At 37.8% G+C, this 15,506-nt stretch carries 11 protein-coding genes; 8 read left to right on the top strand and 3 right to left on the bottom strand.

What is annotated here, in order from left to right; translation table 11 throughout:
• The 4 genes from FY049_RS14415 to FY049_RS14430 all read left to right on the top strand — a co-directional run.
• Positions 1-3,242 (top strand): BapA/Bap/LapF family large adhesin (locus FY049_RS14415; RefSeq protein WP_446083915.1); only part of this gene is annotated, 3,242 nt, incomplete at its 5' end.
• 114 nt (positions 3,243-3,356) lie between these two features.
• Positions 3,357-3,953 carry an IMPACT family protein gene (locus FY049_RS14420; RefSeq protein WP_446083916.1) on the top strand — a complete coding sequence of 199 codons (597 nt, stop codon included), beginning with the start codon at positions 3,357-3,359 and terminating at the stop codon, positions 3,951-3,953.
• Positions 3,946-4,563 (top strand): acyltransferase, encoded by a 618-nt coding sequence (locus FY049_RS14425; RefSeq protein WP_105713775.1) that lies wholly within the window; start codon positions 3,946-3,948, stop codon positions 4,561-4,563. The genes FY049_RS14420 and FY049_RS14425 overlap by 8 nt, the downstream gene beginning before the upstream one ends.
• A gap of 131 nt (positions 4,564-4,694) precedes the next feature.
• Positions 4,695-5,537 carry a universal stress protein gene (locus FY049_RS14430; protein ID WP_004719212.1) on the top strand — a complete coding sequence of 281 codons (843 nt, stop codon included), beginning with the start codon at positions 4,695-4,697 and terminating at the stop codon, positions 5,535-5,537.
• Between the two features lie 382 nt (positions 5,538-5,919).
• Here the strand turns inward: FY049_RS14430 and FY049_RS14435 are convergent, their stop codons facing one another.
• Together FY049_RS14435 and FY049_RS14440 are read right to left on the bottom strand one after the other, a co-directional pair.
• Entirely contained in the window at positions 5,920-6,585 is a 666-nt protein-coding gene (locus FY049_RS14435) for an O-methyltransferase (protein WP_327857352.1), read from the bottom strand.
• Between the two features lie 199 nt (positions 6,586-6,784).
• Positions 6,785-7,837 carry a Rieske 2Fe-2S domain-containing protein gene (locus FY049_RS14440; protein WP_333666041.1) on the bottom strand — a complete coding sequence of 351 codons (1,053 nt, stop codon included), beginning with the start codon at positions 7,835-7,837 and terminating at the stop codon, positions 6,785-6,787.
• An 859-nt stretch (positions 7,838-8,696) separates the two neighbouring features.
• Between FY049_RS14440 and FY049_RS14445 the strand changes: the two genes are divergently transcribed.
• The 4 genes from FY049_RS14445 (at position 8,697) to pstB (ending at position 13,507) form a co-directional block, all read left to right on the top strand.
• Positions 8,697-9,704 (top strand): substrate-binding domain-containing protein, encoded by a 1,008-nt coding sequence (locus FY049_RS14445; RefSeq protein ID WP_004719220.1) that lies wholly within the window; start codon positions 8,697-8,699, stop codon positions 9,702-9,704.
• A 103-nt stretch (positions 9,705-9,807) separates the two neighbouring features.
• Complete coding sequence (gene pstC / locus FY049_RS14450; protein WP_446083917.1) at positions 9,808-11,187, top strand: phosphate ABC transporter permease subunit PstC; 1,380 nt, start codon at positions 9,808-9,810, stop codon at positions 11,185-11,187.
• The gene (pstA, locus tag FY049_RS14455) at positions 11,184-12,578 is read left to right on the top strand and encodes a phosphate ABC transporter permease PstA (RefSeq protein ID WP_446083918.1); all 1,395 of its coding nucleotides are present in this window, start codon (positions 11,184-11,186) and stop codon (positions 12,576-12,578) included. The genes pstC and pstA overlap by 4 nt, the downstream gene beginning before the upstream one ends.
• Positions 12,579-12,595: 17 nt before the next feature.
• Positions 12,596-13,507, top strand: coding sequence for a phosphate ABC transporter ATP-binding protein PstB (pstB, locus tag FY049_RS14460; RefSeq protein ID WP_004719228.1), 912 nt, complete (start codon positions 12,596-12,598; stop codon positions 13,505-13,507).
• Between the two features lie 589 nt (positions 13,508-14,096).
• Here pstB and FY049_RS14465 read toward each other — a convergent pair.
• Positions 14,097-15,443 carry a dicarboxylate/amino acid:cation symporter gene (locus tag FY049_RS14465; protein ID WP_419301466.1) on the bottom strand — a complete coding sequence of 449 codons (1,347 nt, stop codon included), beginning with the start codon at positions 15,441-15,443 and terminating at the stop codon, positions 14,097-14,099.
• Between the last annotated feature and the right edge of the window lie 63 nt (positions 15,444-15,506).

A 15,506-nucleotide genomic window follows, 5' to 3' on the forward strand; every position in this document is an offset into this window, starting at 1 on the left:
TAACCCTTCCACCAACTTCAGTGACCAATGGTTCGATTGTTATTCCACCACTTAATGCTGTAAATGATGAATTTGCATTAAATCTAGGTCAGGAAGTCCGAGTAAACCGTACAGAAGTTGCAGGTTCAGATATCGCAGTTGTTGATATCTTGGGGAATAATGCTACTGGTTTAAATTTTTCAATTCCACAAACGCCAGGAAGTGCAGGTAAGGGAGCGACAGGTAATATTTCTGTCACAGTTTCACAACAAGATCTGATTTCGGTCGGTGAGGCTGTTCAAATTGTTATTTATCAGCAAACTACCAATGGACCGGTGGAGGTTGCACGTGGTACCAGTCAAGGTGGTATTGTCACGGTGGGTGGTATTGGAATCATTGGTGTCGTGAATAGTAACGACTCAATTAAGCTCGATTTCACTAATTTACCTGAAGGTGATTATACGGTTGCAGTTCAGGCTGATGATAGTGCTCTAACAACTTTACTCAAAGACGTTGCCATTACTGACCTTGGTGGCGAAGGAGAAATTCTGGGTGCTTCAAATGCGGCAGCTATCGGGGCAGCAATTAATACAGTACTTGGCCCATTAGGTGCTCCAGTTCTCGCTTTAGTCAATACAATTTTAATTCCTGTAAATACACTCGGTTTACCGCTTTCAAGTGTCGTTAACCAACTATTAAATGTATTGCCAATTAGCGTAATTGATTACATTGTTGACGCGGCTGTTGCACCTTTATTATCAAACTTATTAACGATTTACGAAAAAACAAATATTAGCGTAACTGGAACTGAAGAGGTTTTTGCGAACTATGCAGTGACAGGTAATGTTTTTGCTGATAATGGAAATGGTCAAGATGTAGTTGGTGGTGGTTCGATCACTGAAATAGATGGTGCGACTGTTGCACAAGGTAGTGTTACGATTCAAGGAGAGTATGGAAGTCTTGAAATTAACACACTAACTGGAGTCTTTACTTATACTGTGACAGCAGGAGAAGCGGCTGTTGGAAAAACTGAAATATTTGATTATAAACTGTCCAATGGAGCAACATCTGATACGGCTCAAATCATTATTAATATTGCAGGAACACCAGCAGATCCAGGTGAATTAACACCGCCAGATTATGTTGATCAAGTTGTTGCCCGTGACGACCTTGCAACTGTTAAAAATTATCATGAATCCGTGGGTGATGATGTTGGTGTACATGGCAGAGCTTCACAATTGCTGGGCGTAAATTTACTTGGATTAAATATCTCTTTAGGTAATACCGTACCATTTAATTTTGAAGTTGAAGAAAACAGCACGTCAAGTATTCATGTCAATGTAAGCGGTAGCGTTGTAAGTGCTGCGATAGGCGGTCTTATTGGTGCTTTATTGGGTACGGCAGATAAGTTTTTCAATGCTGTACTTGAACGTCAATATGTGGATGAAAATGGTGTAATACAAAAAGAACACTTCATAGTGGAAGATGCTGTAAAGCTAACACCACCTGGATTGTTGGGCATTATCTTTAATTATTCTGGTCAGATTAATTTAGATAATTTGCCACCAGGCGTTTATACCATCGCACTGCAAGAGAAACCAACGGATTCTGGTTTATTACAACAAATCTTGAATTTATTGGATTCAACAGCATCTGCCCAGTTATTTGGTGGTGTTGAATTAACCATGCAAGATCAAACCAATAAATATTTGGGTTCAAGTACCATAGAAGGAAATGTAATTTCAAGTGTGGATGGTGCAGATGAAGTAAATACAACAACATTTGTCACTAAAGTGGCCAATGAGGTTGGTGATCCTGCAGTCACATTATCTGGTGCAAACACGGTTGTGGTTGGTGCTTACGGAACACTTTATATTTCTCCAAACGGACATTATAAATATGTAAGTAATGGTGATCCTGCGGATATTGGCAAGGTAGATACATTCACCTATACGATTAGGGACTTCAATGGTAGTGAAGCAACAGCGAATTTGAATATTCGTATTGATGGTGATAACTCTGGTGTAGTTTGGGATAATACAAATCCAGAAAATGATGTATCTCTCCCAGCTCCAATCATTCTAGATAATGCAGAGCATGTGGCTATTGGTGCTGTAACGAATGTGGTGCAAATAGTAAGTGAAGCGAATCAAGGTGCTAGTTTTGCAGTGGCAGGTACATTAGGTGGTGGTGGTGGTACTTATGTTCCGACGACATTTAATGTAGCAAATACAGACTCTTCGCATGTTGTAGTTAAAGTAAATATCCCACCACTTTCAGTTTCTCTATTGCCAACGATTGTTCTTACAATCAAAGATCAAAATGGTACAGTAGTTGGGACGATAACCGGTAAGCCTCTTCTCAACGCACTTGGAAGTTCAATAACTGTCGACATGCCTAATTTAGGCCCAGGAACCTATACAATTACGGCATCTGCATCGGGTAATATAGGTTTAGGATTTAATGCTACAGTGAGCTTAGCGCAAGACATTACTCACTATAATGAAATTGCCCCAGTAACCGCAGCTCCAATTATTGGCAACATGTTGACAGATGATACCTATAATCCATCTTATGCTAAATTTAGTATTGATACAGGTAATGGTCAGTTTGTAGAGGTGGGATATAATGGTGTGACGGTGCAAGGTGAGTATGGCAGTCTGTTCGTGAAAAGTGATGGAAGCTATGTTTATACACCGAGTGCGGGCGTAATCGGTCGTCAAGAAGTATTCGATTATAAACTCTCTGTTTTTGGTCAAGATCATACAGCATCTCTTACAGTAACTGTTGATGCAATAACCACTGGAGATACTCTACGTAATACGCTGATTAGTGGTGAACAGAATGATACCTTTACAGGTAATGCTGGTTCAGATGTACTTGTATATCATGTATTAGAAAGTGCAAGTGCAAGTGGTGGAAATGGTATCGATCATTGGACAGACTTTCATTCTGGAAATGTGAACACTGATACGAATGCAGACATCATTGATATTTCTGATTTACTCATTGGTTTTAACAGTGCCAATATCACAGCTGATTTAACAGCATCGGCAAACTATTTGAAAAACTATCTTGGTGTAAGAGTTGATGGTAATAATGTCACACTCACCCTAGATCGTGATGGTGCAGGAACTACATACACTGGTAAAACTGATTTACTCCAATTGGATAATTTGGCGCAATCAGGTGCTGCATTTAACGGCAAAACTGAAGATGATATTTTGAAACTCTTGCTCCAAAATCATCAGCTTGTCCTGTAATTTATTGAGTGAATAGAAAAAACCCTAAGTTCGCTTAGGGTTTTTTATTATCCAATGTATTTTAAAAGCACGTTATAATGGCAATATATTGAGTTTGAATGTTTTATTTTCATTATGGTTTATACACTTGTATCCGAAACGATTTTTGAGGAAGATATTAAAAAGAGTCGATTTCAAGCCATTGCAGCGCCTGTTGAAAATGAACAGCAAGTTAAAAAATTTCTGGAAAAACATTTAGATCTAACAACAACACATCAATGCTGGGCATGGAAAATAGGTCATAATGTTCGTTTTAATGACGATGGTGAACCTTCAGGTACAGCAGGTCGCCCAATCCTTGCGACCATTGAGGGCAATGATTTAGCCAATGCAATTGTATTGGTCAATCGCTGGTATGGTGGCATCAAGTTGGGTACAGGCGGTTTAGTTCGTGCTTATGGTGGCTGTGCAGGGCAATGTTTGCTTTTGGCTGAAAAAATAGAACTGATTGAAAAGAAGAAAATTTATTTTCAATGCCAATTCAGCGAATGGTCAATTTTTCAGTATGAATTGAATACTCAAGACATTGAATATAAAGAACAATATACTGCTGATGGGGTTGAAGTTGAGGCATTATTACAAATACATCAAATTGATCCACTTAAGTTAAAAATTCAAGATGTAACGCGTGGGCGTGAGCAACTTAAATTGTTGGAAGACGTTGATGATTGAACAAGACCCATTATTGAAATATCGCGAACAACATAAGCATCGCTTAAATTATATGCCGTGGCTGTATTATTCACTTAAACCGAAAAATCGAGTTTGGGCGGAGCAGTGGCAGCAGCAGTATCAAGCGTATTTAATGGCTATGGAAACCGTTGAAATAGGTCAAAATTGCTTTATTTCACCATTGGCGCATATATTTGCTGAGCCTGGACGGAAAATTGTCATTGGGGATAATACTTTTATTGCGGCAGATTGTACCTTGCATGGACCGTTAGAGATTGGTAATGAAGTCGCGATCAACCATCATTGTATTTTGGATGGGGGCAAAGTCGGTATTAAATTACATGATCAAGTTCGTATAGCCGCCTATTGTCATCTTTATGCTTTTGATCATGGGATGGATTTGAGTATTCCTGTTTATCAACAAGCTGTGACTTCCAAAGGCATTGAAATTGGTCAGGATGTTTGGTTGGGCGCGCATGTTGGTGTGAAAGATGGTGTAAAAATTGCTTCACATGCGGTGATTGGAATGAATAGTATGGTTACTAAAAATGTAGCTGAACGAGAAATTGTGGCAGGGAACCCAGCGCGTTTTATTCGTTATCGTGAATGAACGCACAGTTTGTACAAATACATAATTAAATTATGGGATTAATTACATAAAGTTGTCCAAACTTATAAAAACTTATGCTAATTTAAAACAATAATATAGACCCAAAGCTGTAAAGCTAAAGCGAGGTTAAAATGAACAGAGTAGTGGCTTGTATTGACTCTTCTCCGTGCATCAATGCATTGGCAGAAGCAGCCGCATGGATTGCTCAAAAAACTGGTCGTGAACTGGTTTTATTGCAAGTATTGGATTATTACCCTGCAAGTTATCATTTAGGGGAAATTAGTGGGGTAATTGGCTTTGAAAGTAATGCGATGTTACTTAAAGAGCTGGCTGAACTTGAACAAAAGCAAAGTGAGTTAGCACTGGATTACAGTAATAATTTACTCAAGCATATTTCTGAAATGATTCAAGAAAAATACAATATCACACCGATTCAAATTCAAGCCAAAGGTGATTTTCTCGAACAAAGCTTCAATGAATTGACTGAAGATGATATCGCTGTCATCGGTCGAGTGGGTGAGCGTTCAGCTGAGAAGAATAAAATACTGGGCAGTAATGTTGAAAACTTTATTCGTGGAACCAAAAGTACCGTATTAACCGTTGGGCAAACATTTAAACCACCTACACGGTTTATTTTTGCTTATGAGCTTTCAGAAACATGTCAAAAAATGCTAAAACGTGTTGAAAAAAGTGATTTGCTTAAACTTTTGCAATGCCATTTACTCTATGTCGGTGATCATCCTGAGATTCTCAATGAGCCTGCGCAACGTTTAAAAGATGCGGGTTTGGATGTGGTGGTAGAGTACCGTTATGGTGATGTTGCTGAAAATATTTTGGATTATCAAGACCAGCATCAAATTCAATTGATTGTTTTAGGTGCATTTAGTCATAGTAAAATTCATCAGTTCTTTTTGGGTAGTGTAACGACCACTATTTTTAGAAATGCTGCAGTTCCATTGTTGGTCGCAAAATAAGTTTGATTTGAAGATGAAAGACAACGCGATTAAGCAATCGAGATTCTGTCAAAAGACCGATCAAACAGAAGAAATGAAATGCCATAAATAATATGATTTGTGGCATTTTTTTTGATTAAAAAATTTGATAAAAATATTGCATTTTGAAATGCAAGCGCTTTTTCATGAACCGTGAATTTAACTGGTTGAAAATTAATCGAAAATTAAAAGTATTTTATTTTCAGTGGTTTATTAACGCATTATTGAGTTATCCACAATTCTACAAACAAGTTCAGGGGATAACTCTAAGGAGAATGATTGAAGCTAAGCTGGAGTTGTTAAAATTTTAGCTATAAAAAAACTGCTATCTAAATAGCAGCTTTAAAAATTAAATCAGCATGCTTTATTTTACAATCGCAATGGCAAAACCATCATGCCCTTTGCTACCTACAGTTTGCAAAGCCGTACATGACAGAATTTTAGGATGGTTTTGCATGGCTTTATACATGTCACGGATCCCTTCAATACTTGGTTTGACATTGTCTGGGTTAAGAATGTCACCAGCACGAATCACGTTGTCCAAAACAATCACTGTACCTGAATGTGACAGACTTAAGCTTAATTCTAAATATTCAGGATAGCTTTGTTTATCAGCATCGACAAAAATAAAGTCAAAAGGTTCTGTAGCTTCAGGTAACGCTTTTAAAATATCAGCTGCACGACCACACTTTAATTCAACGGTTTGTTTGAGCTTGGCTTGATCTATATTTTCTTGACCTAAAGCAGCATGCGTATCACGACCTTCAATCGTTAAAATATAGCCATCATCAGGTAAGGCACGGGCTAACCACATGGTGCTATAAGCTGCAAAAGTACCTAATTCTAAAACACGTTTACATTTGTTCATTTGAATCAACATTTGCAATAACATGCCCTGATTTGCGGCAACAGCAAGGTGGTCTGGAAATCCTTTATCCTCAGTGTTTTTTAATGTTTGTATGAGGATTGGATCTTCAGGAATTAAATGTGATTCGATATAGGCATCGATGTCTGACCACATTTGTTGCATGTTATACCACCTAATTGGAGTCACTTCATTTATGTAATGTGCATTTTAATCTTTTAATCGAAGAGTGCAATTTTAATAGAAACTTTTGAGTTAAATTTAATCAACTTGAAAAAATTATAAATATATAGAGCGATACGTTCAGGTTTTATTGTTTTAAAGAAGCCTGATCAACTTCTATAAAACATGGCATGAAACTGATTTATGCGGCGAATAATGGGCTAAATCCTATTTTTCTTAATAAACGGCGATACATACTTGAACTGCGGTCAGCAGGGAAGTGCGCCTCAATGGATAAATCTAAAGGTAGATATTCTGGTTTTTGAGTCTCAACGATCAAACGGTCTTCTTCAAAGATTTTAAGGTTGTATTCATAAGCATCTTCTATTGGTAAATCTTGATCATAGTTACGACAAATTGGGGCAAATAATCGAGTACTACGTGCTGTCATGGGCGAGGCAGCATTCATAATGATCTGTTTCGCTTGATTGGGGAAATGAATGGTTAATGTTGCGGTAAAAGGCAAATGAATTTCAAAATGGCGTAACCATTGAAAATCCGCTTGTCCTAATTGATCTAGACCAATCGGGTAACGACCTACACTACTGATATAATCAGCACTAAAACCATAGTCTGTTTCTTGCGTGGTGTAATCAGGCACTTCAGTATTTTCTGGGTCACCAAAAGTTTCTGGATGTACCCATGCAAAATGAGCAACATCGATAAAACCTTCCAATTGTCGACCAGCAAAACATTTTAAATCGACTTGAGGGCAAATCAGTTGTTGATACGTGGTCTCATCCCAATGCGGCATGTTTGGGATATTGGGTATATCTTGCTTTTTTGCTAAAAGTGAACACCAGATTAATCCATAACGTTCAACTGCAGCATAGGTTTTTAGGTGGAACCGGTCCGAAATTTTATGATTGGGATGCGCAGGGATACGATTACATTTTCCATTTTCACCAAAGCGTAAACCATGATAACGGCAAACGATACCTTGACCATCATTTGTTCCGATACTTAAAGGAACACCGCGATGTGGACAGGCATCTTTGGCAACAATAATTTCAGCATCTATTTTATAAATGACCAATGGCATATCCAGCAACATGGTTCCGAGTGGCTGCTCAGTAATATCTCTTGCTAATGCAATTGGATACCAATATTGGGCTAAGAGCTGCCAGTCATGTTCGGAGAAGCTCATATGAACGGGGAGGTCAGGATTGAAGCTGCTAGACGTTTTGCTATTCATATTCAAATCTTTTATGGAGTGCTCATTTGAATATAAAACAATGCCGTGTTCTTTGAAATTTCAATTATTGTGTTGAATGATTAAGAAAAATAGAACACTTGATTGAATAGTGGACATGCTAAGCGGTGGATCTTTTGTATTGGCTTAGCTGTAATAATCTTTTAACATTTTTCCAAAATTTAATAAAAATGAGCTGACTACAATAAGTGCGATGGAGAAACTGCTGCAAAAGAAAATAATTTTTTGATAATTTAACCTGCAACTATTCATTAAAGGTAAATAGTAGACTTGATACATTGAACGTAAGGTTTGCATGGTTAATATAAATAAACTGATGAAGCTAAAACTAATGACTATATTTTGGATCAGATTGTATTGACTAGTTTGTGCCAATAAAAAGTAAATGATCCAACAACTCATATAGATAATGAACGTAATCATGCTGGCCGAGGCCACCATCTTTAGAAAAGTTTCATGCCATTCTTTACGATTTAATCTGATCATTTAAATTGCTCTTTTTTATTTATTTTAAGGGTTTTTAGATGGAAAAATAAGGCTATCACGACGTAATGTGTCGCTTGAAATGGGTAAACCTTAATACAACTTTTGTGACATACACATGAAATATTACAATTTGAATTGTAATATCCTCAAATTTAAAAAATAGAACACAGTTGATTACATATTGAATTTAAAAGATTTTTAATAAAATCAAATGTGAATTATCAAATATCATAAAAGCGTCATAAAGCTGTAACTTATTTGTCATATTTTAAAATCAAAATGCAGTTATCCGAAAAGTACGACACAACAAGAAGTGGTGTACTTCAAAATTGCAGTTTATTTAAGAGAGAAAAGAATGCGCATTAATCACATCGCACTTGCATTAGCAGTTTCAGGGGCAGCAGTAGCAGCAAACGCTCGTGATACCATCCAAATCGCTGGTTCTTCTACTGTACTTCCTTATGCGAGTATTGTTGCTGAAGAATTTGGTAATACTTTCCCTCAATTTAAAGCACCTGTAGTTGGCTCAGGCGGTAGTTCTGCTGGTCTTAAACAGTTCTGTTCAGGTGTGGGCGATAACACAATTGATATCGCAAATGCTTCACGTAAAATTAAAGATACTGAAATCGCAGCGTGTAAAAAAGCTGGCGTAAATAAAGTCCAAGAAATAAAAATCGGTTATGACGGCATCGTTTTTGCTTCGAATGCAAGCAAAGCAGCTTATAAATTACGTCCACAACACGTATTTGCAGCCCTAGCAGCTGAATTACCATCAAATGGTAAATTGGTACCAAACCCATATACACGTTGGAACCAAATTGATAAATCGCTTCCAAATGAGCCAATTACTTTAGTTGTTCCTGCTTCTAACCACGGTACACGTGAAGTGTTCCAAGAAAAAATGGTTGAAGCGGGTTGTGAAAGTTATGATTACTTTAAAAAGTTAGACAAAGATGCTCAGAAAAAAGCATGTTCTAGCTTCCGTAAAGACGGTAAAGTAATTGAAATTGCAGGTGATTATACTGAAACTCTAGCGCGTTTAAAAACATCTCCAAGTGCGGTAGGTGTATTTGGCTTAGGTTTCTATGATCAAAATAAAGATAAATTACGTGTTGCTACAGTGAACAATGTTGTTCCTTCTGAGCAAACTGTTTTAAATGGTACTTACCCTGTATCTCGTCCTTTATACTTCTATGTAAAAGGTGAACACTTACAGTCAATCAAAGGCTTAAAAGAATATACTGAATACTTCCTTAACAAGAAGGTATCTGGTAAAGGTTCTAAGTTAGATAAAGCTGGTTTGATTTCATTGTCAGACGCTGAACGTGCAAAAGTATTGGCTGGTTTTAAAGCTGGTAAATAATAAAACCGCAATAATGGAGCTGATGGTGGGTGACTACCATCGGCTTTCCTTGCTAAGTAGAGTTTTTTCAAATTATTGAAATTGAAAAAACGGTGGAGAATACATGAATCTGCTACTCATTGGCGTGTTATTGGCTTTAATCGCTATCGCATATCAAATCGGGCTACGAAAAAGCCGAAGCCTAGCAGGTAAGGGAAATAACACTGCAATTTTACATTCACGTCCTGGCTATTATGGCTCTTTGGTGGCGTTGTGGTGTGGAATTCCAGCTTTTTTAATTTTGATAGTTTGGAACTTGGTAGAACCAAGTGTTTTACAACATCTAATTTTAAAAAATGTTCCAGCAAATATTGCTTCAACGCTAGATACAGCTGGGGTAGATGTACTGGTGGATCGTATTAAAGCAATTGCCTCTGGCTTTGGTGTGACAGATACGCCAGCAGTTTATGAGGTTGCAGCTGCAGAACAACTCTCAAAATTTGAAAGAATTGGCTCGTTTGCAAAGTTTGCTGTGGTAACTTGTGCTGCGATCCTTGGATTGATTTGGGCAAGAAAAAGAATTAGTCAACAATTTCGTGCACGTAACGAAGTTGAAAAAACCATTAACGTTGTTTTGATCCTGTGTTCAGGTGTTGCGATTCTCACGACTGTGGGTATTGTGATGTCGATGTTCAGTGAAGCGATGCACTTTTTCCAGTTTGTAAGTCCAATCGACTTCTTCTTTGGTACAGAGTGGAATCCTGGCTTTAGTACTTCAGGAAATGCTGAAGGAAGTTATGGTTTATTACCATTACTGTGGGGAACACTCATGGTCAGTGGTATTGCCTTACTGGTTGCTGTTCCACTGGGATTAATGATTGCAATTTATCTCGCTGAATATGCTTCACCTAGATTCCGTTCATGGGCAAAGCCGACAATTGAAGTTTTAGCGGGTATTCCAACCATTGTTTATGGTGTTTTTGCCATGATGGTGATTGGCCCAATCTTCAAATCTATTGGTGACTCTATTGGCATTGAAGTTAATGCGACCAGTGCATTAACAGCAGGTTTTGCAATGGGTATTATGATTATCCCATTCGTATCCTCTTTGTCAGATGACATTATTACTCAAGTTCCACGTGCCTTACGTGATGGTTCTTTAGGTTTAGGTGCAACCAAATCTGAAACCATTCGCCAAGTGGTTCTTCCAGCTGCGTTACCAGGTATTACTGGTGCATTCTTACTTGCGGTATCTCGTGCAGTCGGTGAAACCATGATTGTGGTACTCGCTGCTGGTAATAGTCCACTGTTACATATCAATCCACTAGAAGCTGTCTCAACAGTCACTGTAACGATTGTAAAACAATTAACAGGCGATACAGACTTTGCAAGTCCGCAGGCATTGGTTGCGTTTGCACTGGGTTTAACTTTATTTACCATTACATTGTGTTTAAACATTGTCGCACTTTATATTGTGCGTAAATATCGTGAGCAATACGAATGAGTACATCAAATACATCTCCTGTGGATCAAAATGTATTTGATCCTCAAGCTGCCGCTGAGTTGCGAGAGAAACGTAAAGCTAGAATCGCCAGCTCATTGTCAAAACGTCATCGTAAAGAAAAGACCTTCCGTTTTGTTGGCTTTTCAGCAGTGATTATTGGTTTGGCATTTGTTGCAATTTTATTTGGAAGTATCTTATACAAAGGGTTGCCAGCATTTTGGCAAGCAAGTATGACTGTACCTGTGTATTTTGATCCCAATATGATTGATGCAGGACCAAAACCAACACAAAAAGTAGGTGAATCTCCTGCTGTATTTCAAGAGCGTTATGTCGACTGGCAAACTAAAATGGGTATGGTTGATTGGGATGCATTGATTGTAAATGCAATCATTTCAAAAGACCCTGCACTTGAAAGTCGTCGTGATGATCTTTCTGGCATCTATACCAGTTCAGAGGCATATCGTATCCGTGATATGGTCTTTAAAGATCCAGCATTGATTGGTAAAACAGTAGAGCTCAATTTCCTTGCTGATGCCAACATTGATGTGTGGTTAGCTGGTCATATTGATCGTTCATTGCCTGATGAGCAACAACAGCTTAGTCCAGAGGTACGTCAACTTTCTGATGACTTAGCTGCAAAAGGTATTATTAATCGTACTTTTAACACGCAAATGTTTACCAACCCAGATTCACGTAGCTCACCAGCAACAGCAGGTTTGGCCGGTGCATTTATGGGTTCATTGTTCATGATGCTAATTGTGATCGCGATTTCTATTCCATTGGGTGTAGCAAGTGCGATTTATTTAGAAGAGTTTGCACCAAAAAACTTTATTACGGACATCATTGAAGTCAATATCAATAACCTTGCAGCAGTTCCATCGATTGTATTTGGTCTGTTGGGTGCTGCCATCTTTATTGGTTGGATGCATTTACCTATATCCGCACCTTTGGTTGGTGGTTTGGTCTTAAGTTTAATGACTTTGCCTACAGTGATTATTACCACACGTGCTTCATTGAAGGCAGTACCACCATCAATTCGCCAAGCGGCGTTAGGTATTGGTGCTTCTCGTTTACAAACAGTATTCCACCATGTATTGCCTTTGGCTCTACCGGGGATTATGACAGGTGCGATTATTGGTATTGCTCATGCATTGGGTGAAACCGCACCATTACTATTAATTGGTATGAGCGCTTTCGTTGCAAATATTCCAGTATCTCCATTAGATCAATCTACGGCTTTACCTGTTCAAGTTTACTTATGGCAAGGTAATGAATTACGTAACTTTTTCGAAGGGCGTACGGCTGCAGCCATCATTGTGTTATTGGCACTTATGGTCGGTCTAAATAGCTTTGCAATTTGGTTACGTAAGAAATTTGAAGTTCGCTGGTAAAAGAGGGCAGAATAGAGATGAATACTGTAGAAACTAAAAATTCCTTAAGACAGGATACAACCGTGAATTCTGAACAATCTCAATTTACATCGACTGATAGTAAGCAAAAGCAAGCAAGCACTTCTTTTGTCTCCCAGTTTGAGTCTTCGACACCGAAGAAAGAAAAAAATACAACTGTGAAACTTAGTGCTGAAGATGTGCATGTATACTATGGTGACGCAGAAGCGATTAAGGGTATTGATCTTCAAGTTTATGAAAATGAAGTGATTGCATTTATTGGACCATCAGGTTGTGGTAAATCAACATTTCTACGTACCTTGAACCGTATGAATGATACGATTGATACTTGCCGTGTAACAGGTAAAGTGCGTTTAGACAACCAAGACATTTATGATCCAAATCTAGATGTTGTGTTGCTTCGTGCTCAAGTTGGAATGGTATTTCAAAAACCAAACCCGTTCCCTAAATCAATTTTTGATAATGTTGCTTATGGTCCTAAACTGCATGGTTTAGCCAAAGATAAGTATGATTTAGAAGAGATTGTTGAAAATAGTTTGCGTAAAGCAGGTTTGTGGGATGAAGTAAAAGATCGTTTAAGTCAGCCAGGTACAGGACTTTCAGGTGGTCAGCAACAACGTTTGTGTATTGCACGTACGATTGCGGTAAGCCCTGAAGTGATTTTAATGGATGAACCATGTTCTGCGCTCGATCCAATTGCAACAGCAAAAGTTGAGGAGTTAATCTCTGAGCTTTCTACGCAATATACAATCGCAATTGTAACCCACTCCATGCAACAAGCAGCGCGTGTCTCTGATCGTACAGCATACTTTCATTTAGGTGACTTAATCGAAGTTAACTCTACAGAGAAAGTCTTTACTCAACCAGATCACCAATTGACTGAAGCTTATATTACCGGCCGTTTTGGTTAATTCGAGTACTGATTAAGTTAAGTTTAAATGTGTAATTAAAGAGCCGAAAGGCTCTTTTTTTATTGATAAAGTATATAAACCTCTGTGGCAATGAATCAAATTGACGAGAATGGTAGATCAAAAAACAATTAAAAATTTAAGCTTCAAAATAATGAATTGATTGTCTAAGTCTATTCTTTGATAAGTGTTGAAATAGGGATGTAATGCAGTTTTAATGAAGTCTTGTAAGTGAGGTATTGTTGACTAAGTTTATTTTGTTCTAGTAAAACCCACCTAATATGAATGGGTGAGGCTAAATAATTTAAGAGGCTGGAATAGATGAGCTATGTGTTCATGCTTTTATATACGTGATACGAAATAAATGCTTAATTGTTTGAACTTATAATCGCGGAACATTAGACAAATGCTTTTTAAGAAACACATCATTTTAAGCTTTGTGTATTAAACATATTTTTCAGTTAGTTCTTCATTTTATATGCAAATAGCAGTTGATTGTTATTTCTAATTTTCTGATCTATTCATAATTACTTTATATAAAAAAGGAGCTCAAAAGCTCCTTCTTATTACAAATATTGCTTATAGGGTGTTTTTAATCGATTGGATCTTCACGATGTTGTTCAACTGCTTTAGCATCATAGTGTGCTTTACTCGGATGAGCGAATGCAGTAGCCAGTTTGTCTTTATCTAAAGCATTGTCCCAACGTGCCACAACAATCGTCGCACACGCATTACCGACTAAATTGGTCAGTGCACGGCATTCAGACATAAAGCGGTCAATACCTAGAATTAAAGCCATACCTGCAACAGGAACTGCTGGAACAACAGATAATGTTGCAGCTAAGGTAATAAATCCAGCACCTGTAACACCAGCAGCACCTTTAGAGCTCAGCATTGCAACGAGCAATAATAGGATTTGGTCTTGAATACTCAAATCGATATTACATGCTTGTGCAATAAAGAGCGCCGCCATCGTCATATAGATGTTGGTACCATCGAGGTTAAATGAATAACCAGTAGGAATAACCAAGCCAACTACAGATTTTTCGCAGCCTGCTTTTTCCATTTTACGCATCAATGATGGAAGTGCGGCTTCGGATGAACTGGTCCCTAAAACTAACCATAATTCATCTTTGATATAGCGAATCAGATCTGTAATTCTAAATCCATTATAGCGCGCCACTGCACCCAAAATAACCAGAATAAAGAGTAGTGCAGTGATATAGAATGTCATAATTAAAAGTAAAAGATTTCCAATACTTTCAATACCATACTTACCAATTGTAAATGCCATTGCACCAAAAGCACCAATCGGAGCAAATTTCATCAGCATTCCAACTAAATGAAATACGGGTGCTGTAAGGTTGTTTAAGAAGTCTACAATCGGTTGACCTTTTTCGCCTACCGCAGCCAAGGATAAACCAAATAATACGGCAACAAATAGAACTTGTAGAATGTCACCACTTGTTAATGGGCTAACGATGGTTGTCGGAAGAATATTCAGTAAGAAGTCGACAATAGAAGCGTCATGTGCTTTCTCAGCATACTCAACAACTTTCTCTGATTTCAATGATGTAGGGTCAATATTTAAACCTTGTCCTGGTTTAATAATATTGGCAACAATCATCCCGACGATTAATGCGAGTGTAGAGAATGTTAGGAAATAAAGCATCGCTTTACCCGTTACTCGCCCTACAGTTCCCATATGTTTCATGCCTGATATTCCAGTGACAACCGTCAAGAAAATAACAGGTGCAATAATCATTTTGACCAGTTTAATAAATGCATCACCTAATGGTTTTAAACTTGCACCAATATCTGGCCAAAAGTGTCCAAGAAGGATACCAAGTACAATGGCAAAAATAACCTGAACATAGAGGATTTGATAAAACTTTTGTTTTTTAGGGGGTAGGTGTTCATCGTGTGAGGAGATATCCATACTCAATCCTTATCCTTGATGTTGATAAAATTAAACATTTTTTAAAAAAATGACTCATAAATG

The sequence above is a fragment of the Acinetobacter sp. 1125_18A genome, from assembly GCF_052824985.1.

Coding starts and splice junctions, on each gene's coding strand:
- FY049_RS14420 (WP_446083916.1), top strand. CDS start 3,357: ATGGTTTATACACTTGTATCCGAAACGATTTTTGAGGAAGATATTAAA.
- FY049_RS14425 (WP_105713775.1), top strand. CDS start 3,946: ATGATTGAACAAGACCCATTATTGAAATATCGCGAACAACATAAGCAT.
- FY049_RS14430 (WP_004719212.1), top strand. CDS start 4,695: ATGAACAGAGTAGTGGCTTGTATTGACTCTTCTCCGTGCATCAATGCA.
- FY049_RS14435 (WP_327857352.1), bottom strand. CDS start 6,585: ATGCAACAAATGTGGTCAGACATCGATGCCTATATCGAATCACATTTA.
- FY049_RS14440 (WP_333666041.1), bottom strand. CDS start 7,837: ATGAATAGCAAAACGTCTAGCAGCTTCAATCCTGACCTCCCCGTTCAT.
- FY049_RS14445 (WP_004719220.1), top strand. CDS start 8,697: ATGCGCATTAATCACATCGCACTTGCATTAGCAGTTTCAGGGGCAGCA.
- pstC (WP_446083917.1), top strand. CDS start 9,808: ATGAATCTGCTACTCATTGGCGTGTTATTGGCTTTAATCGCTATCGCA.
- pstA (WP_446083918.1), top strand. CDS start 11,184: ATGAGTACATCAAATACATCTCCTGTGGATCAAAATGTATTTGATCCT.
- pstB (WP_004719228.1), top strand. CDS start 12,596: ATGAATACTGTAGAAACTAAAAATTCCTTAAGACAGGATACAACCGTG.
- FY049_RS14465 (WP_419301466.1), bottom strand. CDS start 15,443: ATGGATATCTCCTCACACGATGAACACCTACCCCCTAAAAAACAAAAG.